General features: G+C 70.7%; 18 protein-coding genes. All 18 read right to left on the minus strand.

The genetic code is table 11. The features are described 5' to 3' along the window. Nucleotides 1-7: 7 nt before the first annotated feature. On the minus strand, nucleotides 8-2,494 hold the full coding sequence (locus tag AC5WJ1_RS24795; protein WP_434034480.1) for a hypothetical protein: 2,487 nt from the start codon (nucleotides 2,492-2,494) through the stop codon (nucleotides 8-10). 74 nt (nucleotides 2,495-2,568) lie between these two features. After that, a complete protein-coding gene (locus AC5WJ1_RS24800; protein ID WP_494476634.1) occupies nucleotides 2,569-4,953 on the minus strand; it encodes a hypothetical protein in 2,385 nt (794 codons plus the stop codon). Beyond that, a complete protein-coding gene (locus tag AC5WJ1_RS24805; RefSeq protein ID WP_195426975.1) occupies nucleotides 4,950-6,944 on the minus strand; it encodes a putative baseplate assembly protein in 1,995 nt (664 codons plus the stop codon). Before AC5WJ1_RS24805 ends, AC5WJ1_RS24800 begins: the two co-directional genes overlap by 4 nt. 10 nt (nucleotides 6,945-6,954) lie before the next feature. Beyond that, complete coding sequence (locus AC5WJ1_RS24810; protein WP_434034482.1) at nucleotides 6,955-7,353, minus strand: GPW/gp25 family protein; 399 nt, start codon at nucleotides 7,351-7,353, stop codon at nucleotides 6,955-6,957. A gap of 1 nt (nucleotide 7,354) precedes the next feature. Continuing rightward, complete coding sequence (locus AC5WJ1_RS24815; RefSeq protein ID WP_135703025.1) at nucleotides 7,355-8,119, minus strand: hypothetical protein; 765 nt, start codon at nucleotides 8,117-8,119, stop codon at nucleotides 7,355-7,357. 53 nt (nucleotides 8,120-8,172) lie between these two features. Continuing rightward, the gene (locus AC5WJ1_RS24820; RefSeq protein ID WP_135703024.1) at nucleotides 8,173-8,685 is read right to left on the minus strand and encodes a phage baseplate assembly protein V; all 513 of its coding nucleotides are present in this window, start codon (nucleotides 8,683-8,685) and stop codon (nucleotides 8,173-8,175) included. Continuing rightward, entirely contained in the window at nucleotides 8,682-9,929 is a 1,248-nt protein-coding gene (locus tag AC5WJ1_RS24825; protein ID WP_135703023.1) for a phage late control D family protein, read from the minus strand. The genes AC5WJ1_RS24820 and AC5WJ1_RS24825 overlap by 4 nt, the downstream gene beginning before the upstream one ends. Before the next feature lie 10 nt (nucleotides 9,930-9,939). Continuing rightward, nucleotides 9,940-10,644, minus strand: coding sequence for a CIS tube protein (locus AC5WJ1_RS24830; RefSeq protein ID WP_434034483.1), 705 nt, complete (start codon nucleotides 10,642-10,644; stop codon nucleotides 9,940-9,942). Beyond that, nucleotides 10,641-10,871: a hypothetical protein gene (locus tag AC5WJ1_RS24835; protein ID WP_133095685.1), complete on the minus strand. Its 231-nt coding sequence runs from the start codon at nucleotides 10,869-10,871 to the stop codon at nucleotides 10,641-10,643. The genes AC5WJ1_RS24830 and AC5WJ1_RS24835 overlap by 4 nt, the downstream gene beginning before the upstream one ends. Then, nucleotides 10,868-11,422, minus strand: coding sequence for a phage tail protein (locus tag AC5WJ1_RS24840; RefSeq protein ID WP_133095684.1), 555 nt, complete (start codon nucleotides 11,420-11,422; stop codon nucleotides 10,868-10,870). The genes AC5WJ1_RS24835 and AC5WJ1_RS24840 overlap by 4 nt, the downstream gene beginning before the upstream one ends. Next, nucleotides 11,419-13,497: a phage tail sheath C-terminal domain-containing protein gene (locus AC5WJ1_RS24845; protein WP_195426977.1), complete on the minus strand. Its 2,079-nt coding sequence runs from the start codon at nucleotides 13,495-13,497 to the stop codon at nucleotides 11,419-11,421. Before AC5WJ1_RS24845 ends, AC5WJ1_RS24840 begins: the two co-directional genes overlap by 4 nt. Before the next feature lie 32 nt (nucleotides 13,498-13,529). Continuing rightward, on the minus strand, nucleotides 13,530-13,988 hold the full coding sequence (locus tag AC5WJ1_RS24850; RefSeq protein WP_133095682.1) for a phage tail protein: 459 nt from the start codon (nucleotides 13,986-13,988) through the stop codon (nucleotides 13,530-13,532). 33 nt (nucleotides 13,989-14,021) lie between these two features. Continuing rightward, entirely contained in the window at nucleotides 14,022-17,822 is a 3,801-nt protein-coding gene (locus tag AC5WJ1_RS24855) for a phage tail sheath C-terminal domain-containing protein (protein WP_494476635.1), read from the minus strand. 54 nt (nucleotides 17,823-17,876) lie between these two features. After that, complete coding sequence (locus tag AC5WJ1_RS24860) at nucleotides 17,877-19,058, minus strand: hypothetical protein (protein WP_135703019.1); 1,182 nt, start codon at nucleotides 19,056-19,058, stop codon at nucleotides 17,877-17,879. Beyond that, nucleotides 19,055-19,693 (minus strand): Pvc16 family protein, encoded by a 639-nt coding sequence (locus AC5WJ1_RS24865; RefSeq protein WP_133095679.1) that lies wholly within the window; start codon nucleotides 19,691-19,693, stop codon nucleotides 19,055-19,057. Before AC5WJ1_RS24865 ends, AC5WJ1_RS24860 begins: the two co-directional genes overlap by 4 nt. A gap of 3 nt (nucleotides 19,694-19,696) precedes the next feature. Beyond that, nucleotides 19,697-19,942: a hypothetical protein gene (locus AC5WJ1_RS24870; protein WP_135703018.1), complete on the minus strand. Its 246-nt coding sequence runs from the start codon at nucleotides 19,940-19,942 to the stop codon at nucleotides 19,697-19,699. A gap of 292 nt (nucleotides 19,943-20,234) precedes the next feature. Beyond that, the gene (locus tag AC5WJ1_RS24875; protein WP_135703017.1) at nucleotides 20,235-21,086 is read right to left on the minus strand and encodes an EamA family transporter; all 852 of its coding nucleotides are present in this window, start codon (nucleotides 21,084-21,086) and stop codon (nucleotides 20,235-20,237) included. A gap of 111 nt (nucleotides 21,087-21,197) precedes the next feature. After that, nucleotides 21,198-22,331, minus strand: a complete 1,134-nt coding sequence (locus AC5WJ1_RS24880; protein WP_135703016.1) for a 2-aminoethylphosphonate--pyruvate transaminase — start codon at nucleotides 22,329-22,331, stop codon at nucleotides 21,198-21,200. Between the last annotated feature and the right edge of the window lie 41 nt (nucleotides 22,332-22,372).

The raw sequence follows: 22,372 nt of genomic DNA on the forward strand, positions 1-22,372 counted from the left end.
GTGCTCCCTATCGTTGCTCTATGGTGAACCAGCTTTCGAAGGTGCCGCCCTCGATGCCGTCGCCGCTGACGCGTTCGTCCTGAGGCTGCAGCCACTCCGGCACTGCGCCGGGCTGCGGCGGATTGGGCGGCGACGGCGGGACCAGCTTGGGGATGTGGTCGGCGTCGAGCGCGCGCAGCTGCTTGGTGTCATGGTGCAGCCCGCGGATAAAGTCTCCGTTGACCAGCAGCCGCAGCTTGACCGGCTTGCCCTGCATGGCCCCAAACAGCTTTGGCAGGACCTGCTGGCCGATGCGCACCGCGGTGGCCATGCCGTTGGCGTCGACGCCGGGGTCGAACTGGGTCTGCGCATCGCAGTCGCGTTCCAGCCGGCCGGGTTCCAGGTCTTCGCGCGACAGTGGCAGGTCGCACCAGCATTGCAGTGGCAGTTCGACCAGGCGGCCCTCGTGCTGCACCTGCAGGTGAATCGAGTCGGCATGCAGGTCCCCGGCCATCACCGGCGTGTCGAACGCCACCACCAGTCCCCTGGCGATGGCGTCGAAGGGGATTCGCTCGGCATGCTTCCAGTTGATGTCGCAGATGTGGGGCAGGGCCCAGTCCAGGCCGTCGCCGGGCTTGCCTGGCTCGCCCTGATCGCCGGGGTCGCCCTTGTCGCCCTTATCCCCCTTTTCGCCTTTCTCACCCTGTTGTCCGGGCAGGCCAGGGTCGCCCTGCTCGCCCTTGGCGCTGGTGCCGCCGCAGCAGTGCTCCAGCATGCAGCGCACCGCCAGCGCCAGGTCGGCCACGCTGGGCACGTCCGCGCGCCACGTCAGCATGTCGAGGCGGGCGATATTGGCCGCCGTGTCGGCGAGCGGGTCGCTGGGCGGCACGGTCGGGTCTTCGAGCTTGCGCGACGGGCGGTATCGGGCGATCGTGGCCAGCGTCACGCAGTCCGGCGCGGGGCAGGCCGGGCAGGGATGCGGATCCAGGAAGTCCTCGCAATGGGTAGCTTCGATGGCGGCGATCGCGGCGCCGTCGTCATACACTGCCCACAGCCGCTCGCCGGCGAGCGCCAGCGCGTCGCCGCCCGGGCCGATTTCCAGTGCGTTGGACAGCAGCGCCGGCTGGCCCTGCTGCATGCGGCGCAGGTCTACCGCGACGATGCGGCTGTTGCCGGTGGCGGGCTGCATCAGCACATAGCCGAAGCGGCCGGCCGCTTCGGCGACCAGCGCCACGGGAGGCGCGGGCAGCGGATCCTGGTGCAGCAGCGTGCCGTCCGGCTTGGACAATGCGATGCGCTGGCCGGCCTGGTCGGTCCAGGCGAGCAGGTCGAGGGCATCGGTCTTGACCGTGGCCAGCGCACTGACGCTGGTGCCGGACAGGCCAAGCGCGGCCGGCGTCAGTGCTGCCGCGGCCAGGTCGACCGATTGCATCGCGCCATTGGCCTGCGCCAGGTACAGCGTCTTGCCGTCGCTGCCAAGCACCCAGGCGGTGGCGGCAAAGCCGCTCAGCGTGGCGTCGAGCACGGCCGTCAGCGTGCCCGGCGCGAGATCGACCGTGAATAGCAGGCTGTCGCCGCCGCCGACCACGAGCGCGGCCACGCGGTTGGGACCGATCGCCGTTACCCAGGCCTGCGTGGCACCAGCCGTGCCCGGCAGGTCGAGCGTTGCGTCTTCGGCACCGGCGAAATCGCCGGCGGATGTGGTATCCAGCAGCGCCAGCCGTGCCGGGTCCGCCGCGGTGGCGCCGGCGACCAGCGCCACCAGCAGCGTGCCGTCGCCGCTCACGGCGATGCCGGACACGGCGGTGGTGAAATTGTGGGTGGCGATATACGCCTGGTTCGACAGCCACAACTGCTGCACCGTGCCACCGCCGCCCGACAAGTCCGCCGCAAGATAGGCGCGCTGGCTCGCCTCATGCAGCGCCACCGCGCGCGCGCCGGCCAGCGTGACGCTGGCCTGCCACGTCAGCGTGGGCGGCTGCGGCTGCGCGGGCGGTACCGCCGGCAGCTCCGGGTCAACCAGCACGTCAAACTCGTAGCTTTCCAGGATGCGATTCGGCGCGCAGCGGGAGTCGTCGCAGCCGCATTCGTCGTACAGCACAGGCACTTCCTCGGTGGGGCATTCGCGGTAGCGGATGCATAGCAGCAACAGGTGGTCCGCGTTGTCGGGCTGCTCGGTCAGCGCACGGACCGCCGGGAAGCAGGTGATGTCCAGCGTTTCCTCGTCGATCACCAGGATCTCGTTGCCGCAGCAGTCGAGCGCCGCGCCGGGCCTGACCACCACGTAGCGGTCGCGGCAGGCAGGGTTCGGGTGTGCTGCCACTTCCAGTCCGCAGATCACGCCGGTGCCGTGCAACCGTGCATGGTGGCGGCGGAATTTCTCCACCACGTAGGCCTGTTCCACGTCGAAGTCCGGCACGTCCATCAGCTTGCCGAAGAAGTAGTGGTTGCGCAGCGGGGTCTGCACCTCGCAGCCGGGGCAGGGTGCGTCGCAGCAGCCAGTCGGGGTATGCATTGCGTTGCCCATAATTCAGACCTCTCGTCGTTTGGCAGCTGTCGTTGATCCGCTCTGGTGGCCAGCTACAGCCATTACTGCATGGTGGTGTCCATCCCCACGCGCCGCGTGCCCACACGCAAGGCGCGCGCGCCGCCGTCGCGGTCGGCGCCGCCCAGCACGGTGCCGCGTCCCAGCCGCATCGCATCCAGCGCGGCCGGCGCGGCGCGGTAGCCGATCACGGCATCCAGCCCCAGCATGGCCTGCACGCCGATGCGGAAGCGCGGCTCCACCGGCACCAGCGTGGCTTGCACGTGGGCCGGCACCTCGGCCTTGAGCAGTTGTGCCAGCGCGCGTGCCAGCGCCGGATCGCGCACGCACGCCGCGGGCACAAACACCGACAGCTTGTGCGCATAGACATGGAAGGGATCGCGCCACGGGTCCTGCGCGGTCTTGAGCTGGGTGACGCCGAGACGCGCGCTTTCGTCCGGGCTGGCGGCGCCGTGCCGGCCGGCATGGACGGCACCGACGCACGGCTCGCAGTCATCGCCGCCTTCGCTGCCGGCACGGCCCGGCAGCGGGCAGCCTGGCATCGCCGCCGGCGGCGCGCCCGCGCCCAGCCGGCTGCGGTTGACGATGCGCTCGCCCCACAGGCGCGCGTTGTCGGACAGCCGGCCGAATCCCAGGAACAGCCAGCGCCGCAGGATGTAGTGCTCCAGCAGCAGCCGCGGTGGGCGCCAGCGGAAGCGTTCGGGAATGTCGCTGGCGCACGGTACGCAGGGCGCCGCGCCGGCGCTGTATCCGCACCAGCGCTGCAGGCCGAGAAAGAGGTAGAGCGTGTGCGTCAGCCCGCGCGGCGTGCCGCGCCAGGCAAATGCCCGCGCCGCATGCTTGATGAACGCGCGCTGCCGGGCCAGCGGCAGCGCCGACAGGCCGCTGCCCAGGCCGAGCCAGCCGGCCAGGAAGCCGAGGAAATCCTGGTGCCCGCCGGCAGGCGCCGAATTCGGGTCGAACAAGCGCGCCTGTGTGTCGATCTGCCGTTCGATGTCGCGGAACTGGCGGTCGAACAGCGCCAGCCAGCGGTCCGTGAATTCGGCGCTGACCGGCTCGGCGCCGAAGATCGCCGGCAGGTAGCGGCGCCAGCTGATGCGCGGGAAATCGATCGCCACGCAGGCCAGCGACGGCGTCGCCGCGCCGTTGCCGTCCAGCCGCAAACGCAGCCACAGGAAGCGGCCGGGGCGGGCCCGCAGCATGTAGTCGATGCCGTCGAAGGCGGTGGCGCCTTCAGGCTCGGGATGCAGCGCCAGCGCGGGCTGCCAGTCGCCGCTCTCGAACAGGTCTGACGCTTGCAGCGCGGTTTCGGCGGTGAGCACGTCGATGGCAAGCCGGGTATGCGCGGGCAGCGTGGCGCCAAGGACGATGCGGTCCCACATGCACTCCGAGATGCCGCTGTCGAGCGCCTGCGAGTGCCACGTGCCGGTGGAGGGCCAGGCATCGGGTGGATCGTCGGGCGGCGCGTCCAGCAGCGTGCCGGACGGGTCGAACACGCACGGCGCGGCGCATGGCGGGCTGCATAGCGCGGACAGGTCGACCGAGCCGTCGGCATGCACCGTCAGCGGCAGCGGCGCGAAGGCGCCGGCGAGGTCGGCCGGGCGCAGCGGCGGATCGAGACGCCTGCGCGTGGCGGGATCGTAGAACACCACCGCCTCGGCGCCATCCGTGGCGACCAGCAGGCTGCCGTCGCAGGTGGGGGCCAGCGCGGCGACGGCGCCGAAGCCGTTATGGCGCTCCAGTACGCAGCCGGACGCGGCAAAGCGCAGCAGCAGGCCGTGCATGCGGTCGCCGACCCAGATATCGCCGTTGGGCGCCACCGCCAGCGCCGCGGGCTGCCAGTCGTCGAGCCGGCTGCCGGCATCGCACGGTGGCGTGGCCAGCGGTGCGCGCCACACGCCGCGTGCCGCGCCGGTGGCTGCGTTGAGCACGACCACGCGGCGCGTGGCAGGATCGGCCAGGTAGAGACGCCCGCAGCTCGCGGCCAGAGTGGCCGGGCCCGAGGGCAGCCGAGGATCCTGCGGGCGCAGGCAGAAGGCGTCGGTGAACACGCAGGCGCATGGGTCGAAGCGCAGCAGGCGCCGGCCCGTGGCATCGAACAGCAACAGCGCCTGCTGGCAAGGCCCGAGCGTGGCCAGCGCCATATGCCGTGGCAGCACCAGCCCGCCAAAGCTGCCGCTGGCTTCCGGCAGCGTGCGGCCGGAACCCGGCAGCGGCAGCAGCGTCAGCGCGCCGCATTGACCCAGCGGGCCGATGGTGGCGGCCGGCACGGCCGGCGGCTTGCCGGGCAGCGCCTGCCAGCCGAGTTGTCCGTTGAGCACCAGCGTCAGGGGATCGTGCGGCGGGCGCGGTACCGGTGGCAGGTAGGGCGCGTGCGAGGCTGGCCCCGCCGGTGCCGTGGCGGCGGGCAAGGTGCAGGGCTGGGTCATGCATCCACCTCGCTGGCCTCGTAGCGGACGCTGAGCGCCAGGGAGTCGTCGGCCAGCCGCAACAGCGCGCCGCCGCCGACCGGGACATTGGTGCAGGCCGGGTAGTCGGTGTCGTCGAGCCGGAACAGCAGGTCGTCCACGCTGATCACGCCGGCCAGCAGCAGCCGCTGCACCACGCGCGAGTAGTTGATGTCGCCGCCGAACGGCCAGCCGCTGCCGTCGGCATCCGGCTTGCTGTCTTCGCCGCCGACCAGCGGATGGAAGTAGCGCCGCAGCGCCAGCAGCGCGGCCTGCTTGACCGCGGCCAGGTCGGCAGCGCCGGCCACGGTGAGCGTGGCGGAGAGCCGGAGCAGCCGGTAGGCCGGTGCCAGCACATAGAGTTCGGTGGTGGCCAGGCGGCGCTGGTCCAGCTGCGCGCAGACCTCGCGCAGCAGGCCTTCGGTGGGCTGCGGCGCGGGGTCGTCCAGCGGCTGCTGCGGGTTGCTGGCCTCGGGCACGACCACCACGCTGACCACGCCGGGCACTTCCACATTGGGGAAGGACGGATGGAACAGCGGCAGCGCCCGCGCGCGCGCTACGCCGCCGACCTGCCGCGCATGCAGCTCGAAGTCGTCGCGGGTGACGGCGCGCTCGTGGCTCTTCAGCGTGGCCGCGGCACGTTCGCGCGCGGCCTCCAGCGTCTCTTCATCGGCACCGCCGAAGGCCGGGAACAGGTTGCCGACGCCCTCGGTGTCGATGCCCGGCAGGCTGCCGCGCAGCGTGGCGATCAGCCCGGCACCGACATTGCCGTGCGCGCCGCCGCCCACGCGGTAGCGCCGCGCGACGATATTGGCGGGGCGGTTCGGGTTGGCCACCGGGATGCGGCCGCCGATGCCGTGGAAGCGGATCTCGCCGGTGGTGCGGTTGAGCACGTAGTGCGCGTCGTCCGGCCCGGATGCCAGGAAGTCCGCCACCTCCTGCCACGGCTGCAAGCCGTCGCCTTCGTCGACTTCAAGCGCCAGGCTGCCGGCCAGCACCGGGTGCTGGGCGAGCTGGAACACCTGGTCGGGCATGCCGGTGCTGCGCCCGGCGATCTCGGCATCGACCGATTGCGCGGCGATCGCCGGGACCGTGTTGGTGCGCACCGCCAGCAGCCGCGGCGGGCGCTGGTAGGCGCCGCCGGCCAGCCGCGCGCGCAGCCAGTAGCGCGGCGCGGCCACCTTGCCCAGCACCGCGCGCTGCGGGCCGTTGCGGGGCGCGGCGCCGAGCAGCACATGGCCGCTGCGGGTGAAGGCGGCGGTGTCGTCGCGCAGCGTGTCGAGCGGGTACCAGTCCTTGCCGTTCCAGTATTCCCACGCGAGCGTCGCCGGCGGCGCGGTGGCCAGCGGGCTGTCGACATAGAAGGGCGCGCGCGCATCGCGCCGGGCGATCCACACCGCCAGGTCGATCGGCACGCTGGGGAAGTCCAGCGGGGAGTCGAATCCCAGCATCAGCGCATTGCCTGTCCGTACCGCCGGCCCGAAGGCGAGGAAGCCGGCCTGGACCTCCGCGTTGGCGGCGCTGACGTCGGTGGTCTGCAGGCCGAGGTCGACCTGCACCGCATCGAGCCGGGCGCTGAGCGCGACCAGTGCCTTCTCGGTCTCGAACACCACGGGCCGGTCTTCGCCCGGCACCTCGGCAGCGACCTGCGTGTGCAGCGGCACGATCAGCGTCGGCTCGGCGTAGGTCGCCTGCACCGGGAAGCTCAGCTCGGCGCGCGCCGGCCGCGCCGGCAGCAGCTCGATGCCGAGCAGCTCCAGGAACTTCAGGTAGTTCAGCTTGGGCACGCGTCCCAGCCGCGCCAGCAGCAGGTCGCTCATCCAGGCCATCAGCTGCACCACCGCCATGCCGGGCTCGTTGTCGTTGACGTCGTCCCACTCCGACGTGTAGCGCGGGATGCGCGCCCGCGCCTCGGCCACCAGGTCGGCGTAGCGCCTGTCGTCGATCACCGGGTATTCGTTCCTGAGCGGCATGATCCTGGCCCTAGACGTAGGATTCGTTGATGTAGAACGGGTACACCAGGTTGGCCAGCGCGTTGTTGGCGCGGATGCGGTAGTCGACGCGGATCAGCAGCAGGCTGGGCTGCGCGGGGTCGAAGTCGGCCGTCACGGCCAGCACGTCGATGCGCGCCTCCCACAGCGCCAGCGCCTCGCGCACCGCGTCGACCGCCTCGGTGCGCGTGATGGGGTCGTTGGGCGCGAACAGCAGGTCGTGGATGGCGCAGCCGAACGCCGGCATCATCAGGCGCTCGCCCAGCCGCGTGCCCAGGATCAGGTAGATCGATTCTTCGATGCGCTGCCCGGCGCGCGCCAGCGCCAGCTTGCCGCGCGGCGTGACCGAGAGCGGGAAGGCAAAGCCGGTGCCGAGGAAGTCCTGTGCCATCTCAGCCTCCCAGCGCGTCGGCGACGAGCTGCAGCGCCTTGGTCAGCTCGTCGAGCGTGGTGACCACGTTCTGCAGGCTCTCGATGTCCTCGGCCGCGCCGATGGTCGGCGTCTTGATAGGATCGACCCCGGCAATGCCCATGAAGGGCTCGGCCAGCGACAGCAGCACCAGCACCGGGTCGATTGCCGACATCATGTGCTGGGCCGAGGCATTGGCGTTGGCCTGCGCGCATTCCAGCGCGGCCATCAGCTCGCTGTTGCCCTCGGCCTGCGCCGACGAGATCTGCAGCGCCAGACCGCCCATCAGCGCCAGGACGCTCTTGAGCTGGCCGATGATGCACCTGAGCAGCTTGATGATGAGCAGCAGCACGTCGCGCACGAACGGGATCATCACCACGGGCGTTGGCACCGCCAGGCAGGGCAGCACCGCCTCGGCCGCCTGCAGGAACTCCGGCACCACCTTGATCAGCGTGGGCGGGTCGGGCGGGCCCAGCGCCTTGACCACGTCGATCAGCGGCTTGATCAGCTTGAGCACCTTGACCAGGCATTCGATGCTCGCCATCACCGGCGCCAGTTGCAGCACCAGCGAGAAGTTGAGCGAGCAGTCGTCCGGAATGCCCTTGGTGATATCGACGATTCCCTTGAGCGTGCCGCCGGTGGGCAGCTGGATCTGCGCGCTGCCGGGCTTGGGCAGCGGGATGCAGACCGGCTTCTGCAGCGCCTTCTGCAGGGATTCGGGCAGCGGTACCTCGATCGGGACGTCCATGCTTGCCTCGCGGTGTGGTCTGCGTCGGTAGGGCCAGCCGGCAGGGCCAGCCTTCAGATCGGCCCGCCGGCGGGCCGCACCAGCCGGTCGTTGATGGTGATGCTGCCGACCGCGTTGATCGCCAGCGCGCCGCGCGTGTTGATGCTGATATGCGTGTTGGTCATCACCACGGTATTGCCGTGCGCGTCCTCGATGATCAGCGCGCCCTTGTTGCCGGCCACCGGCGTGGAGTCGACCATGCGCAGCGCATGCCCGTTGCGCGAGCGGATCATGCGCTGGCGCTCGTCGGAGGACGGCGGCCGCTGCCGCGGGTTCCACAGGAAGCCGATCACATAGGGGTGGTCCCACATGCCCTGGTCGAAGGCGAGGATCACCTCGTCGTCCACCTCAGGCATGAAGAACGCGCCGCGGTCGCCGCCGGCCATCGGCGCGGCCACCGGCACCCAGCGCTGCTCCGGTCCGGACAGCCACGGGTAGTTGACCTGGATGCGGCCCAGGCGCTCCGGGTCGCGTACCGCGATCACCTTGCCGATGACGATGCCTGCACTGCGTTCGCTGCGGTTCATGGTGTGCCTCCTCCGGGGGCGAGTTGCAACCCGGTGTCCGGGTCTTCCCGGCGCGCGGTGAAGCGGGTGACATAGCCGCTGGTGTTGATCGTGTGCGTGGTCTCGGTGACGAAGAACTCGCCCGAGAGCCGCGCGCCGATGCCCTGGATGCTGACGTGCGAGCCGGCGCGCAGCCGCGGCAGGCCGACCACGCTGGCCTGCACCTTCACCAGTTCCTGCGCGTGGCCGGTGAGGATGTCGAGCGCGAGCCGCCGGGCCTCGTTGCGGGTCGATACCGGGCGCGTGACCACGCGTTCCTCGCGCGGGTCGCACTGCCTGACGATCTCCAGCAGGCGCGGGTTGCGCCGCAGGAAGCGCGGGTCTTCCAGGTCGGCGGTTTCCTCGATGGCGCGCTGGCCGGCGCGGTCCCAGCCGCGCACAGTCACCTTCTTGACCTGGTTGGCGGTGGTCAGGGTGGCCTTCAGGTCCACCAGGCCGGCACCCCAGTCGAGCCGGTAGGGCCTGGGCCCGCCCTTGGTGGACGGGCCAAAGTAGAGCCTGTCGCTGCCGTCGGCAGGGTCCTGCTCGATCGTTACCACGTAGCCGCGCAGCCGCGCGCGCCGCCACAGGAAATCGATGTCGTATTCATTCTTCTGGCCGACGAAGACCAGCGGCGGTTCGTTGTCGGGGTCGGTGCGGATCGGCATCGGGATGCGGCGTGCGTCCTGGCCGCTGTTGCGCCAGTCGGGGTCCGTCAGGCCGTCGAAGCTGCGGGCGATGGCGCTGTCGGTGGTGTCGTGCCAGTTGCCGTCATAGCGCTTGCGCCGCAGCCGGTGCAGCCGGTTCAGGCCGCGCACCGCCAGCGTGTGCGGGCCGCCGGTGGAGAAGGTCGGCTCCATGGTGGTGAAGTTGCCGGTCAGCATCTCCACCAGTTCGCTGGCGTAGCCCATCCTGATGCGGACCACCTTGGAGCAGGGCTCGAACAGCGTCTCCAGCTCATGCAGCGTGGCATCGGCCGCGCTCTTGCTGTCTTCCGAGCCGATGTACTTGTAGCGGCGCCGCGCCGGATCCCAGTTGCCGACGGTCAGCTCGAAGCCGTCGATCTGGTCGATGTTGTCGCGGTAGGTGATGTCGACGATGTCGCGCAGCACGCTGTTCTCCGGCCGCACGCCGTCGATGGTCAGCTCGAAGCGCGGCACGCGCAGGCCACCCATTTCGCTGCGGGCGGATTCGCCGGCAAGGGTCAGGTATTCGCTCGCGCCCATGGCATCGCCCCTAGCGGATCGACGGCACCGTCAGCCGCAATCCCGCCGCCAGCCGGCGCGGGTCCTCGATGCCGTTCTCGTCGGCAATGGCGCGCCACTCGCCGGCGCGCTCGTAGTAGTCGCCCGCGACCGCGCTGAGGGTGTCGCCACGGCGCAGCACGTGGGCGTGGCTGCGGTCGGGCGAGCTCGGGTTCTGCTTGCCGAGCTGCTGCTCGATCGGGCGCCACTCGCGCAACACCAGGTTGACCGTGGCGCGCAGCGGGATGCCTTCGGGGCTGAACAACGTGAAGCGGCTGCGCACGCTCTCGGCCACGCCGGTGAAGCTGGTGCGCCGCTGGCTGCCGCCCCAGGCCTTGCCGACCTCGTTGCCGGGAAACTGGTCGTTCCAGATGAAGGTGACCACCGGCGGCGCATGCAGCGCCGGGATCATCTTGACCAGCTGGTAGTACTTGTCGGCTTCTTTCGTCACCGACTGCGCGCCGATGCCCATGCCCTTGTCGGTGCTGTCGCAGAACAGCTCCAGCGTCAGCTTCTCGGCATTGCCGCGCACGAACTGCTGCAATGGCGCATCCAGCCCGGGAATGCCGATCTCCGCCATCTGCACCTGCTTGTCGAACTGCAGCTCGGTGGGGTTGAACTGCACCGGGTAGCTGATGGTGTCGGAAGGCTTGGGCCCCACCCGCACCTTGAACTTGCCCTTGGCCGGTATCGTCATGGCGTTGCTCCGTCAGGTCCGCCGGAACCGGTCTCGCCTTCCATCCAGTCGAGGTATCCATTGCCGGTCGAAGTCTCGCTGGACACCTGGCGCTGATGCGCCAGCATCTGCTGTACCGCGGGCAGGATCGCCGCGACGATGCTGCGCACGGTCTGCTCGGACAACCCGCCGGCACCGTCGACGATGCGCACGCGGCTGACCACGCTTTCGATGATGACGTCGCTCAAAACAGGCTCCCGATGGCTCCGGCGGCCTCGCCGATGGCGCCGGCCAGCGCGGCCGCGCCGCCCAGCTGGTAGAGGCCTTCGTGGGTGATGGTGACGGCTTCGACCGCCACCGCGCTCTGCTGGGCATTGAGTTGCGGCCCGCTGTACCTGGTCGGCAGGCCGCGGCGGAAGCCCCATACCGTGTGCGGCTTGTGGCGCGCGTCGCACAGCGTGATCAGGCCGTCCTTGCGCTTGCCGGCGCCCGCCGTGAAGGCGTAGAACCAGTCGAACAGCTCGGTGCTCCTGGTCACGCCGTGGCGCAGCACGATCTCGGTGTTGCGGATGCGCTTGGGGAACTTGAGCACGGTGCCGTTGAGACCGCCCTCCATGTAGTCGTCGGTTTCCATCGTCATCTCCAGTCCGCTGCATTCGCTGAAGCCGGCCACCGGCGCAGGCATCAGCGGCGACAGGGCGATCCGTGTCACCGCCGAACCGGTGGAAGCGGTCGAGTCATACAGCGTGACCAGGAAGTTGAAGCCGAGCAGCGGGTCGCGGCGGGTGGCGAGGCTCATGCGAACTCCTTGCGTTCGAACAGCGAAAACACCGGCAGGTTGTCCTGCCTGCCCACGCGCAGCACGATGAACTCGGCCGGCGCCACCGGCGCGATGCCGACCAGCGCGATCAGCTGGCCGTGCTCGCGCGCGTCGGCGTTGGTGGTGTCTTCGGTGGGGTCCTCCTGGCAGCGCACGAAGAACGATTCCGCCGCGGTGGCGCCGGCAAAGGCGCCGCGCTGCCAGAACAGCGTCAGGATGGCGATCAGCGTGGTGGCCACGGCGGCGCGCGTGGGCGCGTCGTTGGGCTCGAACACGGCCCAGCGCAGCGCGATGTCGCAGGCCCGCCTGAGCGCGATCAGCATGCGCACGGTGCTGACATAGCGCCATTCCGGTTCGTCGCTGACGGTGCGCGCGCCCAGCAGCATCGGCGCGCGGCCGAATTCGGCGCGCAGCACGTTGACGCCGGCATCGTTGAGTTCGCCATGCTGGGCATCGTTGACCGCGCTGTGCACGTCGACCACGCGCTGCACCGGCACATTGGCCGGCGCCCGCATCACGCCGAGCGCCAGGTCGGTACTGGCGATGGCACCGGCAACGTGGCCGCAGGCAGGCACGATCCTGACGCCGGCGACGCTGCCGGCAACGGGTGGCGCGGCGCCGTCGTTCTCGGCCACCGCCAGCCACGGCGCGTACAGCGCGGCGGCGCGGGCGGGCTGCTGCTCGACCAGCATGCGGCGCCATTCGGCCAGCGCGCGGATACCGCGGGCGCGGCTGGTGGCGCGCTCGAACGGCGCGGACAGCACGGCAAAGCGGTCGCCACGCGCATCGCAGTCGGCGATCAGCGCGGCCTGCACGCGCAGGATGTCGGCCTCGGCAAAGACCGGCGGCAGCTCGGCGACGGCGCGCGGCTGGTGCACGCGGCGCGGCGGCGCGGGCGGCGGGCAGGCGAGGCAGGGATTGGCGGCATCAGGCGGCAGCGGCTCGTAGTCGGGGTCCGGCTGCGGCCGGATCAGGATGTCGGGCGCGGCCACCAGCGAGATTTCGTCGATCTCCGCCAGCGCCTGCAGGCCGCGCGCCTTGCGTAGTCGGGCGAAGTCGCTGTCGCGCGGCGAGTACGGCTCTCCGAGGAAGTCGCTGGCGGTCAGCGCGGCCAGGCCGTCGGCGCCGGACGCAAGCGGCAGCCGCTCGCCGGACGCTGCCGCCAGGGGCAACGGCGGCAGCGCGGGGGCAAGGCCAGCGATCTCGACCAGTCCGGGCGGCACGGGCAGGGCGCCGGGATTCACCGGCGGCAGGCGCAGCCGTTCGGCCCCGCTGCCATATGCCGGCGCCAGCACGGTGCCGAAGTAGCGCGGGTGCCGCGGCGACGGGTGCAGGTCGGGGTATTGCGCGGCAAAGGCGTCGCGCCGCCAGACGTCGAGCGTGTAGGCGACACGCTCCACCATGAGCGGCTGGGCAGGGTCCAGCGCGCTCCAGGCGAGCTGGTCGGCGCCGCGCTGGCGCGGATCGGGATGGACCCAGTAGAGCTTGCCCGCCGCCGCGTCGACATGCACCAGCACGCGATGCGCGCTCGCCGCCGGCTGCGCCAGCCGCACCAGCTCACCGGGTGCAAAGCCGGCCACGGCGGCCAGCCGTGCACTGGTGCTGTCGGCCGACAAGGCGCGCTGCGTCAGCGGCCGCTCGCGGCGCCACGCTATGCTGAGTTCGTTGCCCCAGCTGCCGGGAGAGGTGGCCGACAGCCGCCAGCGCGGCACGCCCGCGGTGTCCGCCAGCAGCACGCCGGCGCTGCGTGCGCCGCCGCCCGGCGCGGCCTCGTTGCCATCGTCGCCAAACTGCCGCGCGGCCACGCGCACGACCCAGCAGCGCAGGCCGTCGTTGTCGAAGAAGCCGCGCACCGCCCACGCCAGGTAGGCGCTGCCGAACGGGCGCCCGAAGTGCGCCTGGAACTGCCGCCACGATTCCACTGCCACCGGCGTATCGAGCGGGCCGCGCTCGGCCAGCCCGATAAACGCGGCGATGTCGGTGCGCAGCACCACCGGCCCGTCGCTGGCGGCGTCGGTCCGTTCGATGCTGACGGCGGGCATGCCGTGGCGCATGGCGGTCTCCGGTGCTGGGGTTGCGGTTCCGTTCAGGGCGCGGTGCTGATGATCTCGATGGTCAGGCCCTCGTGGTGCAGCTCCATGCTTTCCACGGCCACCTGGTTGCCGGTGGCGGTCAGGCTGGGCCCCTCGATCTTGTTGATCCACGCGTTGACGAAGTTCCAGCTCAGCACGTCGCGGTGGGCCTCGTTCATCAGGATCACGCTGCCGTTGCGGCGCTCGTTGGCGCCGTCGGCGATATGGCGGTACCACTGCCACAGCGTGTCGTCCTGCACGTAGCCGCGCTTGAACATCAGCGGCGTGTACTTGCGCAGCCCCTGCAGCTTGCGCACGTTGTTGGTGGGGTCCTTGCCCTCGCGGTAGTCGATCGCGTCGCCGTCGGCGGTCAGGCCGCTGACCTCGCTGAACGAGGCCACGATCAGTCCGTCCAGCTCGACGCGGAAGTTGAAGACCGGGAAGGGATCGATGCGGATGTCGGTGGCGGCCATGGCCTTGCTCCTCGGCTTTCGCTCATTGTTCGCTTATTGCTCCGCGTCGGCCGTCCACAGGCCGATGCGGATGATCACGTACTCGGCCGGCTTGACCGGCGCCACCCCGATCACCACGATCAGGCGCCCGTTGTCGATGTCGTCGCGGGTCATGGTGGTGCGGTCGCACTTGACGAAGAAGCCTTGCTCGGGCGTGGTGCCTTCCAGCGCGCCGTTGCGCCACACCGTGGTCAGGAAGTTGGTGATGCTGCGCCGCACGCGCGCCCACAGCTCTTCGGCGTTGGGCTCGAACACCACCCACTGCATGCCGCGGTCGATCGAGTCTTCCAGGAAGATCAGCAGGCGGCGCACGTTCAGGTACTTGAACTCGCTCTCGGAGGTGATGCAGCGCGCGCCCCACACGCGCAGGCCGCGGTTGTTGGGCCGGAAGTCGCGCACCACGTTGATATTGGCCGGATACGGGTTGAGGATGTCCTGCTCGCCCTTGCTGAAGTAGCGCGTCAGCCCGCTGATGCCGCGCACGACTTCATTGGCCGGCGCCTTGTGCACCCCGCGCTCGTTGTCCACGCGGGCATAGATGCCGAGCATGTGTCCGGACGGGGGAATCGGCACCTGCCGCAGGTTGGCCAGGCTCTGCGGGAACGGGTCGGGAATGGTCAGCCACGGGTGGTAGACCGCGGCGTAGCGCGAGTCGTAGCGGCTGCGCAGGTCCTGCACGTCGGCCAGCGTGTCGTTGTCGGGCGGCGGGCCGTCGAGCACGGCGAAGCGGTAGCGCATCGCCTCGCACTGGTCGATCAGCGCCTGCTGCAGGGCCGCGGTGGTCTGGCCGGGAATCGCGACCAGCGAGATGTTCTGCGGGTTTTTCAGTGCCTGCAGGCCGGTGCGCAGGTCGGGCTCGTTGTTGTCGGTGCCGGCGTACATGGGATCACCCATCAGCGGCACGGCATCGCTGCCGCCGGACAGCGGCAGGCGCGCGGGGCGCACCAGGCCGGAAGGCAGCACGTCCAGCAAGGCCTCCGGCCCGAGCCGGATCGCGGTGCGGTTGGCGATCACCGGCTCCAGGTCCAGCACGCGAATATATTGCGACGCCCCTTCGGAGCGCCGGTCCCAGCGCCGCAGCGGGTTGCCGGCGTCGTCGGCGGGCGCTCCCGGCGTGAAGGTGGCGCCGATCACGCGCTCGAAATAGCGGCTGTGGCGCGGGTCCATCGACAGCTGGCGGAAGCTCTCCTGGTCCAGCAGGTTGTCGTTGCGCGTGGGTACGGCGGGGTCGGGGCGCTGGCGCAGCAGCACCGTCAGGCTCCACTCGCGCGAGCGCACACGGGCGTTGAGGCCGGCCATCAGCGCGTTGTTGACGGCGTTCATATGTGCTGCCTGCAGCCCGGGCGGGTCCAGCAGCACCAGCCGGCTGGCGCGGTCTACCGCGCGCGCCTTCAGCAGCGGGGCGCCGGCCACCGGCGCGCCGTCGGGTGCGAGCAGCTCCAGGATGGTGCCGGGCTCGATGCCGGTCAGCGTGGCCAGTTGCAGCGACGAGAACATGCCCGGCCCCGGCGGCGGGTTGGCGGCCAGCACATTGGCGTTGGCCGCGAGGCTGCTGGCCTCGTCCGCCGCGGCGACCATCAGCCGGTCGCCCCAGCCGCCGGCGTCCAGCGCCTGCACCGCGAACAGCCGGTTGCGCTCGGCCACCACCGCGCCCGCGGCGTGGCTGAAGTCGAGGCGGTCGTCCAGTTCGATCTCCAGCGGGCTGGCATTGGCCGCGGCGCCGTGGAGGCGGTGGAAGTAGGCAATGCCGTCCGCGGTGGTGAAGCGGACCACTTCCGGCAGCACCGCACCATAGGTGGTGCCGTCGCCAACCAGCAATTGATCGCTGCCGTCGGCGGGCGACAGCACCAGCGTGGCCGGCTGGCGCGTGGTGTCGACCACCACGTCCTGGCGCGCGACCTCGACGCCGCTGGCATGGCCCCCGCTCAGCGGGTGCGCCAGCTGGACCACGCCGGCGTCGGGCGAGACGCCGCGCTCGCCCAGCATGCGCGCGATGGTCACGTATTCCTCGTCCGGAGATGCACCGATGCGCAGCACGTCGCCGGCATCGAGGCCGAGGCGGTTGTCCAGCGCCAGCGTCGCGGCGCCGGCGCCGGCGGCCTGGGTGGTGTGGCGCAGCGCGAAGCTGGCGGTGGCGCCTGCGGCGGGCGCCGCGGGCAGCGGGGCCTGAAGCGCGACCGCGCCCACCGTGGTGTTGACGGCGCTGATGGTGCCGGTATCGGCGCCGATGGTGATCGACATGCCGGGCGCCAGGCCGTCGACATCGTCCAGCGGGATCACGTCGGGGCGCAGCAGGGACTGCGCCGTATTGGCATTGCCGCCGACCGTGACCGCGGTGCCGGCGGCAGGCGCCGCCGCCAGCGCGGTCGCCAGCACCACCGCGCGCAGGTCGGGCAGCACGGTCGCAACCAGCGCGGTATCGCCGGCATTGTCGAAGGTCATGCCGGTCTCGACGCCGTTGACGCTGTCGAGCGGCACCACGCGTTCGGTCGGATAGGCCACCACGCTGGCCGCTATCGCGCCCACCTGCACGGCATCGCCGGCGGCCAGCGCCGGGCCTGGCAGCGGCGCGGCCAGGCGCACCAGGCCGAGGGCCTGGTTGACCGCCGCCACCACCTGGTTGTTGGCGCCGAAGGTGAAGGTCATGCCGGCGCTCATGCCGGCCACGGTATCGAGCGGCACCACCACATTGGTCGGCAGGTCCACGACCGTGCGCGCGTCGTCGTCCAGCGTGACCAGCTGGCCGATGGTGCCGGCCGGGTAAGGCGCGTAGGCGGGCACGTCCAGCGGCAGCTGCGCCAGCGTGCCGACGCGCTGCACTTCTTCCTGCGCGCTGCCCACGCCGACCACCACCAGGTTGCCCGCGGTGCTGAAGCCGGGCCCGAACAGCAGCAGGCCGCCGGCGCTGGCCGCCACGTCCAGGTTGACGTTGGCGCCGGCCGGGATGTCGAGGCCGTCGACCTGCGCGCCGCGCGCATGCGGCAGCCGCAGCGGGGTTTCCAGCAGCACGCGGGCCTCGGTCGTACTTAGCCCGACCACCGCGGCGGCAAACACGTACTCGGCACCATCGACCTGCAGCAGCTGGTGCGTCAGCGGCAGCAGTGTGGTGATCAGCGCGGCGGTGCCGCTGAGCACCACTTCGGTGGCGCCGGCGCGGGTGTCGTCGCGCAGCGTGAAGGGGCTGAGCGTGGCGTTCACGGTGACGGCGATATCGCGCGTCGGCGCGCCGGCCGCGTGCGAGAAATACAGCGGCAGCGTCAGCGCGGTATGGGCCGGCGCCGCACCCAGCGCCTGCACCTGGCGGTAGTCGGCGCGGCTGCCGTCACCCACGCGCACCCAGTCGCCGACGCCGAAGTTGCCGGGATCGAGCACGTACAGGCGCGGCAGGTTGATGGCCGTGCCGGTGTCCTGCAGTGCCGGGCGCAGCAGTACGCTGCCGCCGATGGCCGCATTGGCCAGGTCGAGGTGGAACAGGTCGCGCCGCGCGCGCTCGGCCTGCTCCGGCAGCACGCGCGTGACCCAGGCGCGCTTGCCGCCGTTGAGGAAAAAGCCCTCGACCGCATGTGGCAGGTAGCTGTGCACGCGTGCGCCCGGCCCGGTGAACTCGTCCGCTGGCAGCATGCCGCCGAACAGCCGCTGGAACTCGCCGAAGCTGGTGACCAGCTGCGGCACGTTCAGCGGGCCGCGCTCGGTCACGCCGACCAGCCCGGTGGTGCTGGTGCTGACCCCCTCGATCGGCTTGTTGCTCGCCTGGGTTTCCTCGACGTAGACGCCGGGTGCGAGATATTCGGGCATATTGGTTCCCCTATGCGGTTGCGGGACGGAACAGGAGGGCGTAGTTCATTCGCGTCATTCGAAAGCCACCGGCAGGACCTGCTCGGCCAGCCCGTAGTCGGGCTCGATGGTCAGCAGCAGCGGTTGCGGCGGCGCGGGGTGCGTGGCGCGCAGCCGGAACAGGGCCAGCCGCGAGATGCGCGGCAGGCGGAAATAGCCGTCGGCGTCGGCGGCGGTGGCGTAGTGCTCGATGCGCTGGTATTCGGGCGGGTTGGCGCCGTCGTCGACCTGCACCAGCGACAACGCCGGCCACGGCGCGGCCGCCGCCAGGAAGGCGCATGGGTCGCCCGCCTGCGCCGCGCGCGACAGGTTGCGCGGGTCGTGCGTGGCGGGGATGCTGGCGGGCACTGCCTGCGCCTGGCGCCGGTGCAGGTGCCTGAGCGGGTAGTCGAGTTCAACCCAGGCCGGCTGGTCGGCGGACAGGCTGGTATCGACCGCATGGATGCCGATCACTTCCCGGCGTTCGGCATCGCCGGCGTCGATCACCAGCGGCATGCCGGGCGCCAGTGTGTCGCGATTGTCCAGCCGCAGCCGGCGCGCGCCCGGCGCGGCGGGCTGGAGCAGGCGCTTGGCCTGCGGCAGGTCTTCGACCAGGTCGCAGCGCGCCAGTGCGGCCACCGCATGGCTGCGGTAAAGCCCAGGCGACAGCGCTACCAGGTTGGCCGGTTCCATCACCGCGGCAGGCATCACGCCAGCGGGCGGATAGGTCGGCCATACGCCGTCGATCTCCACCGTCGCGCCGGGCAGGGGCAAGTTGGCCGCCGTGTCGCGCCGCACGACGCGGCCTTTGCAGGCGACCCCGGTCCGGTGCAGGAAGACATCGCCGTGGTCCAGCGCCGTGAAGTCGCCGGGGAAGGCGGGGAACGGGCCGAGCGTGCCGTCGAGGTCGAGTGGCAGGTAGCCGTGGGCTTCGATCCGCATTGGTATCGCGGCAGCGCCCGATGCCAGGGCCGGGAAGACGCTGGCCGGCCAGCCGGCGAGACCCGCCAGGCCATCGCGCGTGATGCGCTGGGCCACGTGCAAGGCCAGGCGCCGGTCGGTCGTGCCGACCCGGCTGGCCTGCACCGGCCGCTGCGTGATCTCATCGATCAGCCGCGCCTGTACCAGTGCGCGCAATCTTGCGCCCGCCGGCTGCAGCGGGTCGGGGCAAAGGTGCCAGGTGGCGGCGCCGATGGTTTCCGGGCGGCAGTCCATCATGCCGGCTCCTGCACGCTGGCGATGCCGTGTTCGGACAGCACCGAGTCCACCGGCGTGACCCGCTCCGGATCGTGGCCCGAGGCGATCGGCACGATGCTCATCTCGAACGACACGCAAAGCTGGTAGGGCTTGTCGAGCGCGTCCCAGACGCGCGTGATCTCCTCCAGCGACAGCGGCTCCAGCCGCACGAAGAACTCCAGCCCGGAGCCGGCCAGCGTGCCGGCCAGGCGCGCGCCGCTCAGGCTGGCGTCGTCGTGGAAAAGCTGCAGGATCTTGCCCAGGATCAGGTGCTCGAGGTCGGTGGCGTCTTCGCGCTCATCCGCGACCTGGGGCGTGACCAGGAAATGCAGGCGCAGCGGCAGCGGGCGATGTTCGATGCGGTCGGCGGCGCTGCGCCGGGGCGGGCGGTTGAGCGTGAATTCCTCGCGCTGGACCAGGTAGAGCCACAGCGACAGGCCTTCGCGATCGCGCTCTTCCAGCTCTTGCGGCGTGTCCAGCGAGACGATCATGGTGCCGATCGCGTCCGGCATCGGGTCGGCCGGATCGAAGTACGGCGACAAGTCCGGGTCGTCGCGCAGCGCCTGCTCGATATGGCGGCGCAGGCTCTGGCAGGCATCGCGTATCGCTGTCTTCATCGCTCAGTTCCCGTTGCGCGGCGCGCTGTCGTTGCCGTTGCCGAAAGCGGCGGCGGCGCTGTAGAGGAAGTCTCCCGAGGGCAAGCGCCTCGCCTGCAGCATCCCGTCTCGCACAAGCGCCTCCAGCGCCCGCAGTACCACCGCAGGGTCGGCCTGCGCGCCGGCCGGCAGCCACCAGCGGGCAATGCCGTTGCAGGTATCGGCGGCCCGCGGATTGCGGCGCACATACCGGACCACCTGCAGCGCCACGGCGGCTGCACTGGGGTCAAGGCCTGAGACCGAGCTGTCGACCATATCGTGGCTGTCGCGGGTGGGGCGGGTTGGCCAACCCAATGTGCAACAAGCGGGCCAGGCCGGCCAGGCCTTGCAACCGGCGGCACGGCGGGGGAGGAGGGGGGGGAGGCGGGAGCGGGGGTGGGGCGCCGCGGACCCGGCGGACGCGGCGGCTTTCGTGGAAAAACAGCGGGTTGCGCCGAAGGCGGGGTGGGGTGCGAATGGCCCGGGCGCGGCGCGGGGCGCCCACCCCGCCCGCGTGTGGCGTCTAGCGTGCCAGCTGCAGCGTCAGGATGCCGGCCAGCACCAGCCCGGTCGCGATCAGCCGCCGGCGATCGAACGGTTCGCGCAGCAGGAAATGACCCAGTAGCGCGGCAAAGATCACGCTCGATTCACGCAGCGCCGCCAGCTTGGTCACCGGCGCCAGCGTCATCGCCCACAGCATCAGCGCGTACGAGCCCACGCGGTTGATGCCGCCGATCCAGGCGCGCTTCCATTCCGCGCGCAGCAGCGTCAGTAGTGCGCTGCCGCGCCGGTTCAGCGCGTAGGCGGGCATGAAGATGTGCGACATCGCCTGCAGCCAGACGATGTAGGTGAAGACTTCGCCGTAGCGCTTGACCGCCGTGCCGTCGATCACGGTCCCACCGGCCAGGCACGCGCCGGCCAGCAGCGCAAAGCCGAGCAGGTCCGGCGACTGCCGGCGCCAGCGCACCAGGCTGACCAGGCCGCAGCAAATCAGGGCGATGCCGGCATAGCCGCCGGGGCCGAGCCGCTCGGTGCCGGTCAGCAACAACAGGACCGCCACCATCATCGGCGCCGAGCCGCGCATCAGCGGATAGGCCTGGCTGAAGTCGCCACGGTTGTAGGCGGCCACCAGCGCCAGCTTGTAGACCACTTCCAGCGCCACCGTGGCCAGCAGGAAGGGCCAGGCCTGCGGCGCTGGCATGGGTACGAGGAACAGGAAGGGAATCGCCACCAGCAGGCAGAAGGTGTCGATCAGCGCCATCGACGACAGGCGGTCGCCGCCGATCTTGACGATGGCGTTCCAGGACGCGTGCATCAGCGCGGACAGCATCACGGCGGCAAAGGCGACGCCGTGGAAGTCGGTGGGGAGGGGCATCGGAAGTGTGTCTGGACCCGGGGTTTGCTCCCCTCTCCCGGCCCCTCTCCCGCGCGCGGGAGAGGGGCCGGGAGAGGGGAGCCTGCTGCTAGCGTTGGGAGGTAAAACCGATCATGCCGCCTGCGCCAGCGGTGCCTGCATGTCAATCCCCATTTCTCGCAGCACCTCGCCAACCGCCGTCACCACATTGCGCATTTCGTTGTCGTCGATCGCGCCAATGCAGCCAACCCGGAACGTCTCCACCTGCGTCAGCTTGCCCGGATACAGGATGTACCCGCGCTCGCGCACCTTGCCATAGAACGTCTTGAAGTCATAGCGCGCATCCGCCGGCGCATGGAAGGTGACGATGATCGGCGCCTGCACCGCCGCAGGCAGGAACGGCCGGAAGCCGAGCTCGCCCATGCCTCGGATCAACGCATCGCAATTCTTGCGATAGCGCGCCCCGCGCACTGGCTGCCCGCCTTCTTCCAGGAACTGGTCCAGCGCCGCGCGGAACGCCGCCACCACGTGCGTGGGCGGCGTGAAGCGCCACTGCGTGGTCTTCTGCATGTAGACGTACTGGTCGTACAGATCGAGCGCCAGCGAATGGCTGTTGCCCTGGCTGGCTTCCAGCACATCCTTGCGCACCAGCACGAACCCCATGCCCGGCACGCCCTCGATGCACTTGCCGGTGGCAGCCACCAGCGCATCGAACGGCATGGTGCGCGCGTCGATCTCGATCGCGCCGAACGAACTCATCGCATCGACGATCAGTCCCTTGCCAAGCCGCTGGCACAGCGCTGCAATCTCCGGCAGCGGGTTCAGCACGCCGGCGCCGGTCTCGCAATGCACCTGCGCCACGTGCGTGATCGACGGGTCGCGTGCGAGCGCCTGCTCGATCAGCGCGGCCGTGGCCGGCTGGTCTTCGGGGAGCGGCAGTTCCACGCCGGCGCGGCCCAGCACCTTGCAGATCTTCAGGATGCGCTGGCAGTACGCCCCGTTCTGCGGCACCAGTACCTTGCCGTCGCGGGGCACCACGTTGGCAATGGCGGCTTCCACGGAAAAGGTGCCGCTGCCCTGCATCGGCACGCACACATGGGTGCCTTCGCCGTGGACGATGCGCACGAGGTCATCGCACAGGCTGCGCGTGATGCTGTTGAAGCTGGCATCCCACGATCCCCAGTCGCGCAGCATGGCCTGCTTGGTCGCGAGCGAGGTGGTGAGTGGGCCGGGGGTCAGAAGGATCGGGTCGTTGCCGCGGATCATTGGGAACTCCTCGTTGTGAAGGAGATTGGGGAAGGAGAAAT

It is taken from the genome of Cupriavidus sp. MEYA8, from assembly GCF_059278825.1.

Excerpts from the sequence above, each read along its gene's own strand:
- AC5WJ1_RS24795 (WP_434034480.1), bottom strand. The coding sequence starts at position 2,494 with ATGCATACCCCGACTGGCTGCTGCGACGCACCCTGCCCCGGCTGCGAG.
- AC5WJ1_RS24800 (WP_494476634.1), bottom strand. The coding sequence starts at position 4,953 with ATGACCCAGCCCTGCACCTTGCCCGCCGCCACGGCACCGGCGGGGCCA.
- AC5WJ1_RS24805 (WP_195426975.1), bottom strand. The coding sequence starts at position 6,944 with ATGCCGCTCAGGAACGAATACCCGGTGATCGACGACAGGCGCTACGCC.
- AC5WJ1_RS24810 (WP_434034482.1), bottom strand. The coding sequence starts at position 7,353 with ATGGCACAGGACTTCCTCGGCACCGGCTTTGCCTTCCCGCTCTCGGTC.
- AC5WJ1_RS24815 (WP_135703025.1), bottom strand. The coding sequence starts at position 8,119 with ATGGACGTCCCGATCGAGGTACCGCTGCCCGAATCCCTGCAGAAGGCG.
- AC5WJ1_RS24820 (WP_135703024.1), bottom strand. The coding sequence starts at position 8,685 with ATGAACCGCAGCGAACGCAGTGCAGGCATCGTCATCGGCAAGGTGATC.
- AC5WJ1_RS24825 (WP_135703023.1), bottom strand. The coding sequence starts at position 9,929 with ATGGGCGCGAGCGAATACCTGACCCTTGCCGGCGAATCCGCCCGCAGC.
- AC5WJ1_RS24830 (WP_434034483.1), bottom strand. The coding sequence starts at position 10,644 with ATGACGATACCGGCCAAGGGCAAGTTCAAGGTGCGGGTGGGGCCCAAG.
- AC5WJ1_RS24840 (WP_133095684.1), bottom strand. The coding sequence starts at position 11,422 with ATGAGCCTCGCCACCCGCCGCGACCCGCTGCTCGGCTTCAACTTCCTG.
- AC5WJ1_RS24845 (WP_195426977.1), bottom strand. The coding sequence starts at position 13,497 with ATGCGCCACGGCATGCCCGCCGTCAGCATCGAACGGACCGACGCCGCC.
- AC5WJ1_RS24850 (WP_133095682.1), bottom strand. The coding sequence starts at position 13,988 with ATGGCCGCCACCGACATCCGCATCGATCCCTTCCCGGTCTTCAACTTC.
- AC5WJ1_RS24855 (WP_494476635.1), bottom strand. The coding sequence starts at position 17,822 with ATGCCCGAATATCTCGCACCCGGCGTCTACGTCGAGGAAACCCAGGCG.
- AC5WJ1_RS24860 (WP_135703019.1), bottom strand. The coding sequence starts at position 19,058 with ATGATGGACTGCCGCCCGGAAACCATCGGCGCCGCCACCTGGCACCTT.
- AC5WJ1_RS24865 (WP_133095679.1), bottom strand. The coding sequence starts at position 19,693 with ATGAAGACAGCGATACGCGATGCCTGCCAGAGCCTGCGCCGCCATATC.
- AC5WJ1_RS24875 (WP_135703017.1), bottom strand. The coding sequence starts at position 21,086 with ATGCCCCTCCCCACCGACTTCCACGGCGTCGCCTTTGCCGCCGTGATG.
- AC5WJ1_RS24880 (WP_135703016.1), bottom strand. The coding sequence starts at position 22,331 with ATGATCCGCGGCAACGACCCGATCCTTCTGACCCCCGGCCCACTCACC.